Origin of the sequence: Rhizobium sp. Root149, assembly GCF_001427345.1 — a bacterium.
Classification (GTDB): Bacteria; Pseudomonadota; Alphaproteobacteria; order Rhizobiales; family Rhizobiaceae; genus Neorhizobium; species Neorhizobium rhizoryzae.
The window spans coordinates 79,167-96,005 of the sequence record NZ_LMGD01000024.1; the positions used below are offsets into that span (position 1 = coordinate 79,167).

Sequence of the window (16,839 nt, forward strand, 5' to 3'; positions counted from 1 at the left end):
CAGACTTGTGACCTTCGCACTTGCCCTCGAGCAATTGCTGAACGGCGTTCAGCTCGGTTTCATGCTGTTTCTGATGGCGGCCGGGCTGACTCTCGTCTTCGGCGTCATGGGCCTGATCAACCTGGCCCATGGCTCGCTCTACATGGTCGGCGCATTTGCTTGCGCCGCCGTGGCGGCAGCCACCGGCTCGTTCTGGTTGGGTCTTGCCGCAAGCCTTGCCTTTGCAGCGGGCGCTGGTGCCCTGATGGAAATCACCGTCATCCGCAGGCTTTATAATCGGGACCATCTGGAACAGGTGCTGGCGACTTACGCACTCATCCTTATCTTTTCGGAAGGAACGCGCTGGCTGTTCGGGTCATTTCCGCTCTATCTCGACATACCACCACTTCTGCAAGGCGCTGTTTCTCTGCCTGGCGGCGCGCAATATCCACTCTATCGGCTCGCCATTATCGTCACGGGCGCTCTTGTGGCTGGAGGTCTCTACCTGCTGATCTCGCGCACCCGGCTCGGAATGCGCATTCGTGCCGGTGAAAGCGACAGGGAAATGATTGCGGCTCTCGGTGTCGACATTCGTACGCTCTACACGCTGGTCTTTGCACTGGGTGCGGCACTGGCCGGACTTGCGGGTGCCATGGTGGGGGCTATCCAGTCGGTCCAGGTCGGCATGGGCGAACCGGTTCTGATCCTTGCTTTCGTGGTCATCATCATCGGCGGCATAGGCTCCATCAAGGGCGCTTTCGTCGGCGCGCTGACTGTCGGTGTTGTAGATACGATGGGGCGCTTCCTGCTGCCGCAGATATTGACCCTTTTCGTATCACCTGCCGACGCCAAGCCCATGGGAGCGGCCATCGCATCCATGCTGATCTATCTGGTCATGGCCTTCATTCTGGCAGTCAAACCGCGCGGCCTTTTTCCGGCTCAGGCGTGAGGACATAAGTTGATGAATCGCGAGGTTTCAATAAACGCAGCCATGGCGCTGGCGCTGCTTGCCGTGCCCATCATCGCGCTGCAAATGGGCCAGACCTTCACCATCACGCTGGCAACACGCATTGCCATTCTGGCACTGGCCGCCACCGGGCTCAATCTTGCCCTTGGCCTCGGCGGGCTCGTTTCCTTCGGGCATGCGGCCTTCTTCGGGATTGGCGGCTATGCCGCAGGCATTCTGTCTGCCCACGCGCTGTCCGGTGAACCGATGATGTTCGGCTTCGAGGGGTCGCAATCCATGCCGGTCATCTGGCTGGTCGCAGCCGTCGTTGCCGGTCTCATAGGGCTTGGAATCGGCGTCGTCAGCCTCAGAACGTCCGGCGTCTACTTCATCATGATTACGCTCGCCTTTGCGCAGATGATCTTTTACTTCGCGATCTCCTGGCCAGCCTATGGCGGCGAAGACGGCCTGTCGATTGCCGTGCGCAACGGGTTTCCCGGCTTGAATACCATGCGCCCGATGGAGTTTTTCCTGGTGGCCTATGGTCTGCTGATGCTGACGCTCGGCCTGTTTTCATTGATGCGCTCATCCCGCTTCGGTGCAGCCTTGCAGGCCGTGCGGCAGAACGATGTCCGCGTTGCCTCCATCGGCATCAAGCCCTTCCCCATCCGCCTGACGGCCTTCGTGCTGTCTGCCATGATCACCGCGCTCGCCGGTGCTCTCTATGCGGACCTCAACCGCTTCGTCAGCCCGTCCATGTTCTCCTGGCACATGTCCGGCGAACTGATCGTGCTGATCATTCTGGGTGGAACGGGCCGGCTGTTCGGGCCGCTTGCCGGTACCGCTCTCTATGTCATCCTGGAATTCGTGCTGGGCGGCATGACCGAGCGCTGGCAGTTCTTCCTCGGTCTCATTCTGCTCGCCGTCGTCCTGTTCGCGCGCGGCGGGGTCATGGGTCTTCTGGCCGGAAAGGCACGTCATGGCTGAGAATGCTGTTCTTGAAATCAACGGCCTTGAGAAAAGCTTCGGTGCGTTGAAGGCTACAGACAATGTGAGCCTGACGCTGCGACCCGGTGAGATCCATGCGCTCATCGGTCCGAACGGGGCTGGCAAATCCACGCTCATTCACCAGATCTGCGGCACGCTGAGACAGGACAAAGGCACGATCCATCTCGGCGGTCAGGATGTCAGCAGTTTGAGTGTGGCCGATCGCGCCCGTCTCGGTCTGGGGCGCACGTTTCAGATCTCGTCGCTCGCGGGAGAGTTTTCCACGCTGCGCAACGTGATGCTGGCGGTGCAGGCACAGCAAGGCTCGAGCTTCCACTTCTTCAAACCTGTGATGAAGGACAAGTCCCTGACAGAGGCCGCAATGGAGCGCTTGTCTCGTGTGGGTCTCGCCGATCGCGCCCATGTTCCGGCTGCCGAACTTTCCCATGGGGAAAAGCGGCAACTCGAAATCGCAGTTGCGCTGGCGCTCGATGTGCGCGCCTTCCTGCTGGATGAGCCCATGGCCGGAATGGGACCTGAAGGTTCCAAGACACTGACCCGTTTCCTGGATGGTTTGCGGCGCGAAGCCCCTATTCTTCTGGTGGAGCACGACATGGATGCGGTTTATGCGCTGGCGGACCGGATTTCCGTTCTCGTCTACGGACGCATCATCGCGACAGGCACGGTCGATCAGATCCGCAACGATCCAACCGTGCGTACCGCCTATCTGGGAGATCATGCCTGATGCTGCTGGATGTTCAGGAGATTACGGCCTTCTACGGTTCGAGCCAGGCACTGTTCGGTGTCAATCTTTCGCTTTCAGAGGGAGAGGTGGTGGCGCTCATGGGGCGCAACGGCATGGGCAAATCCACCACCATAAAGGCAATCTGCAACCTCGTCCCGCCACGCGAGGGCATTATTGCTTTTGGTGGCGTTACCACCCGCGCCATGCCGACACACAAGGTCGCAAGACTGGGGATCGGCCTGGTGCCGGAAGGAAGACGTTGCTTCCCCAACCTCACCGTCTACGAAAATCTGGTTACGGCGGCGCGCCCGGGGCCGTGGACCCTTGAGCGCATCTCGACGCTGTTTCCGCGGCTCGAAGAGCGGAAAAACCAGCTTGCGCGGTCGCTTTCCGGTGGCGAACAGCAGATGCTGGCGGTTGGGCGCGCACTGATGACCAATCCGCGCCTGCTGATCCTCGATGAAGCGACAGAAGGTCTGGCGCCGGTCATCCGGCAGGATATCTGGCGGGCCATCCGCACATTGAAGGCAGATGGCCTTTCCATTCTCGTGGTCGACAAGACGCTGTCCGAACTGCTTCCGGTGGCTGATCGTTGCATCGTGCTGGAGAATGGCAAGACGGTCTGGACAGGCGCGCCGGATGCGCTGACCGCCGACCTGCAGGATCGCTATCTGGGGGTTTGATACCCCCAGATATTCGGACGAGTTCTTTAAAGAATATTCGACCCTGCGATGGCTTCGCACACCGCCCGGGTAACCTCGGCTGTATTGGCCGTGCCACCAACATCCGGGGTCAGGATGCCAGCACCGGTCACCCGCTCGACGGCTGCCATCAGCCGGGATGCGGCTTCTTTTTCTCCCAGATGCTCCAGCATTTGCGCCGCAGTCCAGAAAGTAGCGACCGGATTGGCAATACCCTTGCCCGTTATGTCGAACGCAGATCCGTGGATTGGTTCGAACATCGAGGGGTAGCGCCGCTCAGGATCGATATTGGCCGTTGGCGCGACGCCAAGGCTTCCCGCAAGAGCTCCTGCAAGATCCGACAGGATATCCGCATGCAGATTGGTCGCGACGATCGTGTCTAGGCTTTTTGGATTGAGGGTCATGCGAACTGTCATCGCATCAACCAGCATCTTGTCCCAGGTCACATCAGGGAATTCCTTGGAAACCTCGGCTGCGATTTCATCCCACATCACCATGCCATGCCGCTGGGCATTGGATTTGGTCACGACGGTCAGAAGCTTGCGCGGTCGCGCCTGCGCCAGTTTGAACGCATAGCGCATGATGCGGGTAACGCCGACGCGGGTGAAGATGGCGACTTCCGTTCCGACCTCTTCCGGCAGGCCGCGATGGGCGCGGCCGCCATGGCCGGAATATTCCCCTTCCGAATTCTCGCGCACGATCACCCAGTCAAGGTCTCCGGGACCGCAATTGCGCAAGGGTGGCGTTATGCCAGGGAGAATTTTTGTCGGCCGCACATTGGCATATTGGTCGAAACCCTGACAAATCGGCAGACGTAAGCCCCAGAGGGTTACGTGATCCGGCACGTCCGGCGCGCCGACGGCTCCGAAGAATATGGCATCGAAACCTTTCAGCGTTTCAAGGCCGTCCGCTGGCATCATGACGCCGTGGCGCTTGTAATAGTCGGAACCCCATTCGAAGCTCTGCGCATGGATGCGAAAATCACCGCTGCGTTTTTCCAGCGCCTCCAGAACCTGCAGTCCGGCCGCAATGACCTCGGGGCCAATTCCATCCGCCGGAATGGCGGCAATCTTGTAGTCTCTCATGTGCGTCTCGTTCAGCAGTGTTTACGGCAGATCCCGCCGCGTGAAGATCAGCGATGCCGGGACAAACTATATCCCGGCTCTCGCGTTTATTTGGATGACTTTGCAATCAAGGCACTCAATCTCTGGATCTCAGACTTGAACTTGGCGTCGAGCGCCGCTGGTGTTGCCTGATCTTCCGCCACGGGCGCTGTGCCCAATGTGGCAAAGCGCTCGATGACAACGGGATCCTTGAGCGCGGTCTTCAACGCATCTGACAATGTCTTTCGGATGGGTTCCGGCGTTCCCTTAGGTGCCCAGATCGCATGCCACGCACTCAGTTCGAACCCCTGTATACCGCTTTCACTCACGGTGGGCAGATCCGGGAACAACGATATCCGTTTCGCTGTGGTCACGGCGAAAGCCTTGATTTCATTGGCCTTGATCTGCGTCGCCGTATTCGTGGTCTGATCGCAGGCAAGATCGATACGACCTCCGATCAGGTCTGTCATTGCCGGCCCCATGCCCTTATAGGGAACGACCGTCATTTTTGCGCCGACGGCATCCTGGATCAGGCGACCACAGAGATCAGATACCGCGCCTGTTCCGGCAGTGCCGAATGTTACTGCTTCCGCATCCTTCTTCAACCCGGCAAGCAGCTCGGCAAGGGTCTTCGCCGGATAATCCTTACGGGCGACGACCGTCATGGGCACCTCTGTCACAAGGCCGACACTCGTCAGCTCTTCCGGCTTGAAGGGCAGATTGGGATAGAGCGCCGAAAACGTCGCAACGCCGATGTGGTACAGCACGATGCGGTAGCCATCCGGTTCCGATTGCGCCACCGAAGCCGTCCCAAGAGATCCACCGGCCCCGCCCATATTCTCTATGATGATCTGTTGTCCAAGCGTCTTCGACATGGACTGAGCCACAAGCCTTGCCACCGTGTCGCTCGGCCCGCCGGCTGCTGCAGGGACCATGAGCGTGATCGTTTTCGATGGAAATTTGTCCTGCGCAAAAGTTTGGGCACTCATGGCGCCAAAAAAACTCAACGTCGCACATGCAATCCGCGCTGTCTTCATGATGGTCTCCTCCCGAAACCAACCGACGCCTCCACATCGGCTGTACCATGCAATCTTGCATGCAAGTTAGAATTCCAGCTTGCGCTGCGTTTGTCAACGGGGGCTGGCTGCGCTATAGCTTCAACAATCTTGGCAGGAGGCACATGGCACAGAGCGAACAGCATCCCCGGATCAATCCCCGAGAGACCGAAGGTACAGAACCAGACCTGGAATCGGCTCCGCAAGGCCGAGTGGACGCGGCTTACCAGGCAATCAAATCCGCCATCCGGAACAACACATTCCCACCTGGCTATCAGGCGGCGGAGATTGAAATTGCGCGCCAGCTTGGGATGAGCCGCACGCCAGTTCATGAGGCAATGGCACGCCTGCAGGAAGATGGCCTCGTGAAGATCCTGGCCCGCAAGGGAATTCTCATTTGCCCGCTTGCACCGGAAGACATCGAAGAGATCTATGAGATCACGATGGCGCTGGAAGGTGCTGCAGCAGGAAAGATTGCAAGTCTTGCGGACGAGGATCGCCAGGCATGCGTTGCGGCCCTCACCGCGTCCACAAACGCAATGGGCGTCGCGATCAGTGCAAAGGATCTCGTGGTGTGGGCCTCCGCAGACGAGACATTCCATGAGCAACTGCTGCTGGGCAGCCGGAACAAACGGCTGATCCGCATGGCCGGAACCGTGGCCGATCAATTGCACCGAACGCGCATGTTGACCCTCAACCTTCGTCCACTGCCAGCCAGTTCCGCAGACGAGCACGCATTGATCATCACCGCTATTCAACAGGGTGACGTGGAGGGTGCAAGTACTGCAGCGCGACTGCACCGACAGAAGGCGAAGGATCAACTCATCCCTCTGATCCGGCGGCTCAATCTACGCAATCTTTAAAGCATGTCGCGCAAAAGTGTGCAGCGGTTTTGCGATAACGACATGCGAAAAGTAGAGAAATAGAGCGCCAGGAGCGTATCTGAAAGATCGCGACACGCTCTAGAACAAAAAGGGGCCCGCCTTTCAGCGAGCCCCTTCGTTTAGGGAGGCTGGTTCAATCAGGCAGCGAGATCGAAGCGATCCGCGTTCATGACCTTCGTCCAGGCTGCGACGAAATCAGCCACGAACTTCTCCTGTGCATCGTCCTGCGCATAGACTTCCGCATAGGCACGCAGGATGGAGTTGGAACCGAACACCAGATCCACGCGTGTTGCCGTGTACTTGGTAACGCCGGTCTTGCGATCGACGATGTCGTAGGAGTTCTTGCCGGTCGGCTTCCATGTGAACTTCATGTCCGTCAGGTTGACGAAGAAGTCGTTGGTGAGCTGGCCTTCGCGATCCGTGAACACGCCGTGCTTGCTGCCACCGTAATTGGTGCCGAGCACACGCAAGCCGCCGAGCAGAACCGTGGTTTCCGGACCGGTGAGGCCCATCAACTGGGCGCGGTCCAGAAGCATTTCTTCCGGGCTGACGACATAATCCTTCTTGGCCCAGTTGCGGAAGCCATCGGCAAGAGGCTCCAGAACCGAGAAGCTGGCCGCATCGGTCTGCTCTGCCGTGGCATCGCCACGACCCGGGGCGAACGGAACGTTCACATTGAAGCCGGCAGCCTTTGCAGCCTGCTCAACACCGAGATTACCGCCGAGGACGATGACATCGGCAAGGCTCGCACCGAATTCGGCAGCGATAGGCTGCAGAACGGCCAGAACCTTCGCAAGTCGGGCAGGCTCATTGCCTTCCCAATCTTTCTGCGGGGCAAGGCGGATGCGGGCACCGTTGGCACCGCCGCGAAGGTCCGAACCACGGAAGGTGCGGGCGCTGTCCCATGCGGTTGCGACCAGTTCGGCGGTGGACAGGCCGGATGCTGCAATCTTCGCCTTGACCGCATCGACGTTATAACCCGTCGTGCCAGCCGGAATTGGATCCTGCCAGATCAGATCTTCGGTCGGAGCTTCCGGGCCGATGTAGCGAACGCGGGGGCCGAGATCGCGGTGCGTAAGCTTGAACCATGCGCGGGCAAAGGTGTCGTTGAAGTAGTCCGGATTCGCCATGAACTTTTCGCAGATGGCGCGGTAGGTCGGATCGACCTTCATGGCCATGTCGGCGTCAGTCATCATCGGCATGCGACGGATGGACGGATCGCTGGCGTCAACCGGCTTGTCCTCTTCCTTGATGCCGATCGGCTGCCACTGATGGGCACCGGCCGGGCTCTTCGTCAGTTCCCAGTCATAACCGAACAGAAGCTGGAAATAGCCCATGTCGAACACGGTTGGATTCGTGGTCCATGCACCTTCGATGCCGGAGGTGACTGCAAGGCTCGCCTTGCCGTTCTGGTGCGGATTGGTCCAGCCGAAGCCCTGGTTTTCGATGCCAGCAGCTTCCGGCTCAGGACCGAGTTCCTGCGCGAGACCATTGCCGTGCGCCTTCCCGACCGTGTGGCCGCCAGCGGTCAGGGCTGCGGTTTCTTCGTCATTCATCGCCATGCGAGCGAAAGTCTCGCGGATCTGGGCAGCGGTTGCCAGCGGATCCGGATTGCCGTTCACACCTTCCGGGTTGACGTAGATAAGACCCATCTGCACGGCGGCAAGCGGATTTTCCATCGTGTTCGGCTTGGTGACATCATCGTAGCGCGTGTCGGACGGCGCCAGCCATTCCTTTTCCGCGCCCCAATACACGTCCTTTTCCGGACCCCAGATGTCCGGGCGACCGAAGGAGAAGCCGAAGGTCTTCAAGCCCATGTCTTCATAGGCAACGGTGCCTGCGAAGAGAATGAGGTCGGCCCAGGAAATCTTGTTGCCATACTTCTTCTTCAGCGGCCACAGGAGGCGGCGTGCCTTGTCGAGGCTGGCATTGTCCGGCCAGGAATTCAGCGGTGCAAAACGAATGTTGCCGGAGCCACCACCCCCGCGGCCATCGGCCAGACGGTAGGAACCTGCGGAATGCCATGCGAGACGGATCATCAGGCCGCCGTAGTGGCCCCAGTCTGCCGGCCACCACTCCTGGCTGTCGCGCAGCAGAGCTTTCATATCGGCCTTTAGAGCCGCGGCGTCGAGAGACTTGACCGCTTCGCGATAGTTGAAACCCTTGTCGAGAGGGTTCGTCTTGGCATCGTGCTGATGCAGGATGTCGAGATTGAGGGCGTTCGGCCACCAGGCGACAGTTGATTGGCCAGAAACGGTGTTGCCACCGTGCATAACGGGACATTTGCCGGCTGAGTTCGTTTTATGCGCGTCCATGAGGTTCTCCGACGATCTGTTTGTTCTCATTCAGTAAACTGGCAGGTGATATCAATGCAGTGTGAAAATAACTTGTTCTTCGTTTCAATTCATCACGGCAGAGGCCTAGCAGACGAGTTCCATAGTTTCCAATTGTATATTCCTAACGGTTCGATATGCTGAGGTTATGAATGGCCTCTCGATGAAGCATTTGCGATATTTTGAATCGCTCGCTCGACACCGTCACTTTGGTCGGGCGGCGGAAGATTGTTCAATCTCCCAACCGGCGCTTTCCGTGCAGATCAAGGAGTTGGAGGAACTGATCGGAGCGCCTCTGGTGGAACGCGGGCGACGCCAGATCCATCTGACAGGTTTGGGCGAAGTTTTTGCCGAGCGGGCAAGCGAGATCTTGCGGTCTGTGGATGAACTTGCAGATCTTGCCCGTTCGACCAAGGGACCCTTGAGCGGACGGCTGCGGATTGGCGTCATACCGACTGTCGCGCCGTATCTTTTGCCGGAACTGATGAAGTCCATTGCTGCCCGCTATCCTCTGGTGGATGCGCGGCCAAGGGAAGCGATTACGCAAAAGCTGATCGAGGATCTGGTCGACGGCAAGCTGGACGTGGCCATCGTCGCTCTGCCTGTTTCTGAACCCTCGCTTGAGGAAGTTCCTCTGTTCGAAGAGGAGTTCGTTCTGGTGAGACCGATAGAAGATGCCGGGAAGCCGGTACCAAGTGCCGACATGCTGAAGCAGATGCGGCTGCTGCTGCTTGAGGAAGGACATTGCTTCCGCGAGCAGGCCCTCTCCTTCTGCAACATATCAAGTGCGCCGCCGCGCGACCTGATGGAAGGGAGCTCGCTTTCCACCCTCGTGCAAATGGTTGGAGCGGGAATAGGCGTAACCCTGATCCCTCGCATGGCCATCGATATCGAGGCGCATCGGGCAAACGTCGCCGTGTCGCATCTCGCTGATCCCAAGCCGACCCGCACGATCGGCATCGTATGGCGTCATTCGAACCCGTTGGCCGCACAGTTCGGCCAGATCATCGAAATCATTCGCGATCTTGGCGTCAACAGGCAGAACTGCAGTGAGAAGTTAACCAGCGCGTGAAAGCCCCGCACCCTGAGGAGCGGGACCTCACACTCGATTGCAGCCGGATCAGAACGGCGAATTCGGGAAGTAGTAGTTCTTAGCGTTATCCTTCGTGATCAATGTCGCATCCAGCGTATAGGTGCCGTGAACAGGAACCTGATCGTAGATGGCGGCAGCCGTCAGTTCCATCGCAGTGCCAACCATCGACGGCGGATACAGCACGTTCACCGGCATCATCTTGTCGCCGTCCATGACCTTCTTGATCATGTCCTTCGAACCCGCACCGCCGATAATGTATTTGATGTCGGTGCGCTTTGCCTGCTCGATGGCCTGAAGGACGCCCACAGCCATATCGTCATCCTGACACCAGACCACATCGATCTTGGGATACTTGGTGAGATAGTCCTGCATGACGCGGAAGGCATCGTCGCGGTTCCAGTTGCCGAACTGGCGATCCAGAATCTTGAGCTTCGAGCCGGCGATGCCCTTGTCGAAACCGTCCTGACGCTGCTGATCGATCGGGATCGGCAGACCGCGGATTACGACCACCTGCGCTTCGGGCGTATTCGCCTTGATATATTCGCCTGCCACCTGACCCAGCGCCGGGTTATTGCCCGCAACATAGAGATCGCGGACGGAATTGTCATTGGTGGACGGGGCGCGGTCGACGATGGAGACGAAGGTTCCCTTCTTCTTCACTTCCTTGATAGCGTTGACCAGCGGATCCGGATCCGTCGGCAGAATGACCAGCGCATCGATGCCCTGCACCTCCAGATCCTGCAGCGCATTTGCCTGGCTGGCAGGATCCGGCGACGTCTTGACCACGACCTTGAGACCCGGATGTTCCTTCATAAGAAGGTCCGCGACACGGTTGGCGTGATAGACAACGCCAGCAGTCCAGCCGTGATCCGCAGCCGGGATCGATACGCCGATCGTTTTCGTGTCAGCAGCAACCGCCTGGGCAGCCGCTACCATTCCCGCCACGGCCATGGCGAGGCCAATCATTCTTTTCATCTCTTCCTCCCAAGATGGTGATGGGGTCTTCTGACACCTCATCCGGACGACCCCTGATCCGGCCAGGCAAGCGTGTGGTTATGTCTATCCCTTGCGGGCCAGCGACCGCTGAACCAGCATGGCGACGATGATGATGGTGCCCTGTATGGCGCCGATCAGATATTCCGAAATGAAATTCGACAGCAGCATGATGTTGCCGACCAGCTCGAGAATGAAGGCCCCGCAAATTGTGCCCCAGACGCGACCCGCACCGCCCTTGAGCGCCGTACCGCCGACCACGACCGCGGTGATGGCCTGGAGTTCCCACAGGATGCCGGTTGTGGCCGATGTGGACCCGAGACGCGGAACATAGAGAAGCACGGCAATCGCGACGCAAAGCCCCTGGATGATGAAAGCTATGGTGCGCACCCGATCCACCGCGATACCGGAATAACGCGCCACATCCCGGCTTGAACCTACAGCCGTCACATGGCGGCCATAGCGCGTTCGATACAGGATGAAAGCTGCGATGACCGTGACCAATAGAATGACGAGGATCGGGACCGGCACGCCGAGAATGGAGCCGAAATAGACCGGACGGTAGATAGATTGCTGTTCCGCCGACCGCAGCGTGATGGCGCCACCCTGGGAAAGCCAGGTCGTGAGACCGCGATAGATGCCCATGGTTCCGAGGGTCGCGATAAACGGCTCGATTTTCCCGACCGTCGTAATGAGCCCGTTTGCCAGGCCACATAGCGATCCGATGACGATGGCAAGCGCCACCGCTGCGGCAATCATCAAGCCCGGATCAGCTATGGCTCCGGAATTCATGAACAGGATCATGAGGCTGGCAACGAAAGCGACCATGGATCCGACCGAGAGATCAAGATCCCCGGCAGAGATGACGAACGTAGCGCCGACAGCGATGATCGCAATAAAGGCTGAGCGTGTCGCAACATTTGCCAGATTGGTGAGGCCGATGAAGTTCGGGTTCACCAGGGCACCGATGATGAGCAGCAACAGCAGCGCTGCAAAGGGCGCGACCGCCCTCAGATCGATATCACGCCATGCTCTTTGACGACGGGCACCTGAATGCCCTTCAGCTTCGACCGACATAATCCCCACTCCTCCCGACGGACCTCTGCCGGGTTCTCAATTGCTGGCTGCTACCCACTTCAACCTGCCTGCCGACGCAAGCCGGCCGCATAGCGCATGATCATCTGCTCGGAGACGTCTTCTCCTTCGAGCATGCCGACGATACGCCCCTCGCGCATGACCGCGACGCGCGTACAGAGCCCGATCACCTCCGGCATTTCCGAAGAAATGACGATGATGGAGCGACCTTCGCGGGCGAGCGCCGCAATGAAGTGGTAAATCTGTTGCTTGGTGCCGACGTCAATGCCGCGCGTTGGCTCATCGATGATGATGATTTTCGGCTCGACCTCCATGATCTTGGCGAGCAACAACTTTTGCTGGTTGCCGCCCGACATGCGGCCGACGCGGACATTCTCGTCGCGCACACGGATATCGAAGCGGCGCTTTGCACGGACGAGCGCCTTGCTTTCGCTGACCGGATCCAGATAGCCACCCTTCACATGGCGATCGAGCGATTGCAGCGTCAGGTTCACGGCCATGCTTTCACCAAGGAGAAGCCCGTGGCCCTTGCGATCCTTGGTCATGTAGGCGAGGCCTGCAGCATTGGCGGCCCGGAAGTCCGACGACGCCATGGCTTGGCCATGTATTTCCACGGTGCCGGACTGGCGGCTGCGAAGACCGGCAACCGCCTCCATGAGTTCCGTTCGACCAGAGCCGATCAAGCCCGAAAAGCCGAGAATTTCCCCCCTTCGCAGATCGAAGCTGGCGTCCTTGACATAGCCGGTGGTCAAGCCTTGCACCGAAAGCACAACCTCTTCGTCGACATCGGGTTCATGCTTTGCCGGGTAAAGCGTTGAGAGCTCGCGGCCAACCATCAGTTGCGCAATGGCCTCGCCATCCAGCAGCTTGGTTGGTGCGGTTTTTACCCATTGCCCATCCCGGAGGACGGTGACCCGGTCGGTCAATTCCATCACCTCTTCAAGCTTGTGCGACACGAAAACGAAACTCGTTCCCTCAGCGCGAAGACGGCGCACCTGCTCAAACAATAGGCCGGTCTCTTCTCGCGAGAGGACAGCGGTCGGCTCATCCATGAAAATGACGCGAGCTTCGCGCGAAATTGCCTTGGCAATCTCGACCATCTGCTTTTCCGCCACTGAAAGCGATCCAATCAGCGCATCTTCGTGAATGCGGGTACCAAGCTGGTCCAGATAATGGCGGGTGCGCTCGCGCATGAACGCCTTGTTCAAGACACCAAAGCGCGTGACCTCTCGCCCGAGGAAAAGACTTTCCGAGACCGTCAAATGTTCCGCGAGATTGAATTCCTGATGGATCAGAACAATGCCGAGCGATTCGGCCGAGCCATTTGCAGGCAAGGCGACCGGCTGCCCGTCCAGCAGGATCTTGCCAGAGGTGGGCTGCTCGAAGCCGGAAAGAATCTTCACAAGAGTCGATTTGCCGGCGCCATTCTCACCCATGAGGGCATGAACCTCGCCGCGCCTGACATCGAAGTCGACGCTGAAAAGAACTTGTATTTCCCCGAAGGATTTTGAGACTCGTTCAGCCGCCAGCACAACAGGCTGCGACCCCTCGCCCAGAACCGCCATTCACCCCTCCCAGCAGCTCCTCAACTGCTAATATACCCATGATGTAAACCTTTACATCGATCATGTAAAGGTTTACATCGCACAATATCAGGGGATTTCACCTATCTCAGCATTTCGCATTTGCGAACAGACCTGTAACGTCGAGCTTTAACGCGTGATGGGGTACCGCGACGATGAGCAATCCGGCAACAATCGAGGATGTCGCCCGGCTTGCGGATGTTTCCATCGCGACGGTCAGCCGGGCCATTCACACCCCGGAGAAAGTTGCCAAGACGACCCGCCAGCGCGTGAACCAGGCTATTGCGATAACCGGCTACACGACAAACGCCATGGCGCGGTCGCTTCGAATGGGCCGCTCGAATATGATCCTGGTGCTGGCGCCAGATATTGCCGATCCGAATTTCTCCTCGATCCTGATCGGACTGGAAAACGAGGCAAGAGCCAGCGGATATGGCGTGCTCATCGGGCATACCCAGAACGATGCGGAAAGAGGCCTGGAGTATCTGAAGTTCGTCAGTTCCGGGCAGGCCGCGGGACTTGTGCTCTTTACTGGTCACCAGCCGTTTGGTCATCAGGCACTCGCGGAGCGACTGCCGCCTTCAGTCGCCGTTTTCGAGCCGGTTTTTGACAGCAAGATCCCCTATGTTGGTGTGGACGACAAGGCAGGCGGTCGCAAAGCTGCGGAACATCTGCTTTCCGCTGGACACCGCCGCATTGCCTTCATTGGCGATAGCAAGACCCGCCTTGGCCAGCAGCGCCGCCGCCAGGGTTTCGAGGATGCGATGAACGCGGCACGCATTGCGCCGGAAAACCGACTGGTGCTGGATGGCGATGGCACGATCGAAAGCGGACGACTGGGAGTCGAGCAGCTTTTCATGCGTGACACTCTGCCTACCGCGTTCATGTGCGTGAACGATGCCACGGCGCTGGGCGTGATGAATGGCCTGGCGGCACGCGGCTATGACATTCCAAGGGAGTTTTCGGTGATCGGTTTCGACGATGTACCGCAGGCAATCTATGTCAAGCCGGCGCTGACAACCATCCGCCAGCCCCGTTCAGCCATTGGCAAACAAGCCATGGCATCGCTTCTGACAATGCTCGAGACGCCGGAGCAGGAGCCAACCGAGCATCTGATTATTCCCGATCTTATCGTTCGGGGCTCCGTCAGTGAGCCGCTCTCCGCGTCCTTGCGATGAAGTTGCAAATATCCTTACGTAAGAATTGACATGCTTGCACAGCTGTGCAAGCATCATGAGGCCGAGACGCTTGGGAGGGCGAAACTTGGATAGCTTGGACCACAAGGCAGACTTCTGCCGTCGCATCATCGTCGAGGCTGGCGCTATTGCACTGGCCGGTTACGGCAAGGCGCGACAGACGCAGATGAAGGGGCCTCAGGATTATCTGACCGAAACAGATGGTCGCTGCGAGGAGTTCCTTCGGCAGCGATTGCTTGAGGCCTTTCCGGACGATGGCTTTTTCGGTGAGGAAAGCGGTGGCACCTCCGGGGAAAAGCTGTGGGTCGTCGACCCCATCGACGGAACGGCCAATTTCGCTCGTAACATTCCGCATTTTTGTATTGCCATCGCCTACGTGGTCGACGGCGTGACCGAGATCGGCGCGATTTATAATCCGGTTCTCAAAGAGCTCCATTTCGCACAGCGCGGACGCGGTGCCACATGCAACGGCGTTTCGATCTCGGTTTCCGATCGTTCCGAGGCAAGTTCTGCGACGGTAGAACTGGGCTGGTCCACGAGAATCGCCAAAAGCGACTATCTCTCTTCGCTTGAAGATCTCATCGATGCGGGCTTCAACGTTCGCCGCGCCGGCTCCGGCGCGCTGGGCATCGCCTATGTCGCGGATGGTCGCAACGACGCTTATGCTGAAGCGCACATGAACTCATGGGATTGTCTTGCTGGCTTGCTGATGGTCGAGGAAGCGGGCGGCCTCGTCTGCTCTTTCGAAGGACCTGAAAAGATCCTGCGCGGTGGTCCCGTCCTGGCGGTTACCCCGCGCCTCGCTGAAGCTGTTTGCCGGGCCACCGGCATCGCATTGAAAGCTGAATAGCCGCCGATATCGGGCAATCGAGGAGGATCGCCTGATATCACTAATCAAGCGGCGCATTCACAAAACTGTTGCACAGCTGTGCATATTATCTGTGACAAGGAGGCACGGATGAGCGGTTATTTGAACATATCACAGACTCGCGTTCGCTATGGCGAGACAGAGATCCTCAAAGGGGTTGATTTGTCCGTCAAGAAGGGCGAATTCGTTGCGCTGTTGGGCTCGTCGGGCTGCGGCAAGACAACATTGCTACGAACGGTTGCGGGTTTCAACACGCCAACGCATGGCACGATTTCCATCGACGGCAAGGATGTCACCCGCCTTCCGCCTGACAAGCGGGGCATGGCGCTGGTGTTCCAGTCCTACGCCCTCTGGCCGCATATGACGGTGGACCAGAACATCGGCTATGGCCTCAAACTTCGGCGCACCGAAACCAGCATCGCGAAAAAACGCATCGATGAGATGAAGGGGCTTCTGGGTCTTGATGCCCTTGGCCATCGTAAACCGGGAGAGCTTTCCGGGGGACAGCGTCAACGCGTGGCGCTGGGGCGTGCCCTGGCGATCAATCCGGAGATCCTGTTGCTGGATGAACCGCTTTCCAACCTCGATGCCCGCATTCGACTGACAGTTCGCCACGAGATCAGCGCCCTCCAGCGTCGCCTCGGGATCACAGCCGTCCATGTGACGCATGATCGTGAGGAAGCCATGGTGATGGCCGACAGGATCGTCATCCTGAATGCCGGCGAAATCGCGCAGGTTGGCTCACCGCTCGAGGTTTACAACAGGCCGAATTCAGCCTTCGTTGCAGCCTTCATGGGCGCCGAGAACCTGATCGATCTCGATATCGTGGTGCACGGCGAAGCGGTGGATGTGAAGGAAGGCCACTACAATAGTCCCGCCTCATTTTCGAAAGCCGGCAGAGAGCTTTCTACGGGTGCAGCAATCGCCAGGTTCCGCAGCGAGGCCATCCTGCTTTCTGCCAAAGGCGATCACAGCCATACATCCGGGCAGCCTCACCTTCTGCTTCACGGACATGTCGAGCAAGTCAGCTATCCGGGCGGCATCTGGCGGCATGTCATCCATATCGGCGACCGTACCGTGATCGTGGATTCGCACACCCGCTTCGAAGACGGAGCGGAGGTCGAAATGCGCATTCCGGAAGATCGGCTTTACATCTTTCCCCCCAACTGAAGGGGAAGACGGAGCGAATGCTCCGACCGGCGGATGCCTATCCGCCGTTCAACCCGGGCTCCGGCGTACATGAACGGGCCTGCATTGCCTTGGACAACAAAACCCCAA

General features: G+C 58.7%; 15 protein-coding genes. 9 read left to right on the forward strand and 6 right to left on the reverse strand.

Annotated elements, in window-relative coordinates:
• Positions 1-7: 7 nt before the first annotated feature.
• From ASD54_RS23390 to ASD54_RS23405, 4 genes are read left to right on the forward strand one after another with little or no spacing between them, the layout of a single operon-like run.
• The gene (locus tag ASD54_RS23390) at positions 8-928 is read left to right on the forward strand and encodes a branched-chain amino acid ABC transporter permease (protein ID WP_062556999.1); all 921 of its coding nucleotides are present in this window, start codon (positions 8-10) and stop codon (positions 926-928) included.
• Between the two features lie 12 nt (positions 929-940).
• Positions 941-1,912 (forward strand): branched-chain amino acid ABC transporter permease, encoded by a 972-nt coding sequence (locus ASD54_RS23395; RefSeq protein WP_062557000.1) that lies wholly within the window; start codon positions 941-943, stop codon positions 1,910-1,912.
• The gene (locus ASD54_RS23400) at positions 1,905-2,657 is read left to right on the forward strand and encodes an ABC transporter ATP-binding protein (RefSeq protein WP_062557001.1); all 753 of its coding nucleotides are present in this window, start codon (positions 1,905-1,907) and stop codon (positions 2,655-2,657) included. The genes ASD54_RS23395 and ASD54_RS23400 overlap by 8 nt, the downstream gene beginning before the upstream one ends.
• Positions 2,657-3,340 (forward strand): ABC transporter ATP-binding protein, encoded by a 684-nt coding sequence (locus ASD54_RS23405; protein WP_062557002.1) that lies wholly within the window; start codon positions 2,657-2,659, stop codon positions 3,338-3,340. Before ASD54_RS23400 ends, ASD54_RS23405 begins: the two co-directional genes overlap by 1 nt.
• A gap of 26 nt (positions 3,341-3,366) precedes the next feature.
• On the opposite strand, the gene ASD54_RS23410 is transcribed toward ASD54_RS23405, so the two are convergent.
• The gene (locus ASD54_RS23410; RefSeq protein ID WP_062557003.1) at positions 3,367-4,443 is read right to left on the reverse strand and encodes a tartrate dehydrogenase; all 1,077 of its coding nucleotides are present in this window, start codon (positions 4,441-4,443) and stop codon (positions 3,367-3,369) included.
• An 86-nt stretch (positions 4,444-4,529) separates the two neighbouring features.
• Positions 4,530-5,498, reverse strand: a complete 969-nt coding sequence (locus ASD54_RS23415; protein ID WP_062557004.1) for a tripartite tricarboxylate transporter substrate-binding protein — start codon at positions 5,496-5,498, stop codon at positions 4,530-4,532.
• A 143-nt stretch (positions 5,499-5,641) separates the two neighbouring features.
• Here ASD54_RS23415 and ASD54_RS23420 point away from each other — a divergent pair, with 143 nt between their 5' ends.
• A complete protein-coding gene (locus ASD54_RS23420) occupies positions 5,642-6,379 on the forward strand; it encodes a GntR family transcriptional regulator (RefSeq protein ID WP_062557005.1) in 738 nt (245 codons plus the stop codon).
• A gap of 158 nt (positions 6,380-6,537) precedes the next feature.
• Here the strand turns inward: ASD54_RS23420 and katG are convergent, their stop codons facing one another.
• Positions 6,538-8,715, reverse strand: coding sequence for a catalase/peroxidase HPI (katG, locus tag ASD54_RS23425; protein ID WP_062557006.1), 2,178 nt, complete (start codon positions 8,713-8,715; stop codon positions 6,538-6,540).
• A gap of 166 nt (positions 8,716-8,881) precedes the next feature.
• On the opposite strand from katG, the gene ASD54_RS23430 reads away from it, so the two are divergent.
• Positions 8,882-9,805, forward strand: coding sequence for a hydrogen peroxide-inducible genes activator (locus ASD54_RS23430; protein WP_062557007.1), 924 nt, complete (start codon positions 8,882-8,884; stop codon positions 9,803-9,805).
• A 48-nt stretch (positions 9,806-9,853) separates the two neighbouring features.
• Here the strand turns inward: ASD54_RS23430 and ASD54_RS23435 are convergent, their stop codons facing one another.
• The 3 genes from ASD54_RS23435 to ASD54_RS23445 all read right to left on the reverse strand — a co-directional run bounded on the left by ASD54_RS23435 (position 9,854) and on the right by ASD54_RS23445 (position 13,479).
• Positions 9,854-10,777, reverse strand: coding sequence for a substrate-binding domain-containing protein (locus ASD54_RS23435; RefSeq protein WP_244484842.1), 924 nt, complete (start codon positions 10,775-10,777; stop codon positions 9,854-9,856).
• Between the two features lie 108 nt (positions 10,778-10,885).
• Complete coding sequence (locus tag ASD54_RS23440; protein WP_062557009.1) at positions 10,886-11,896, reverse strand: ABC transporter permease; 1,011 nt, start codon at positions 11,894-11,896, stop codon at positions 10,886-10,888.
• A 59-nt stretch (positions 11,897-11,955) separates the two neighbouring features.
• Positions 11,956-13,479 (reverse strand): sugar ABC transporter ATP-binding protein, encoded by a 1,524-nt coding sequence (locus ASD54_RS23445; protein WP_062557010.1) that lies wholly within the window; start codon positions 13,477-13,479, stop codon positions 11,956-11,958.
• 173 nt (positions 13,480-13,652) lie between these two features.
• On the opposite strand from ASD54_RS23445, the gene ASD54_RS23450 reads away from it, so the two are divergent.
• The 3 genes from ASD54_RS23450 (at position 13,653) to ASD54_RS23460 (ending at position 16,731) form a co-directional block, all read left to right on the forward strand.
• The gene (locus ASD54_RS23450; protein WP_062557011.1) at positions 13,653-14,675 is read left to right on the forward strand and encodes a LacI family DNA-binding transcriptional regulator; all 1,023 of its coding nucleotides are present in this window, start codon (positions 13,653-13,655) and stop codon (positions 14,673-14,675) included.
• An 85-nt stretch (positions 14,676-14,760) separates the two neighbouring features.
• Positions 14,761-15,543 carry an inositol monophosphatase gene (locus tag ASD54_RS23455; protein ID WP_244484835.1) on the forward strand — a complete coding sequence of 261 codons (783 nt, stop codon included), beginning with the start codon at positions 14,761-14,763 and terminating at the stop codon, positions 15,541-15,543.
• Between the two features lie 108 nt (positions 15,544-15,651).
• Positions 15,652-16,731, forward strand: a complete 1,080-nt coding sequence (locus ASD54_RS23460) for an ABC transporter ATP-binding protein (protein ID WP_062557013.1) — start codon at positions 15,652-15,654, stop codon at positions 16,729-16,731.
• The last annotated feature ends 108 nt before the right edge of the window (positions 16,732-16,839 follow it).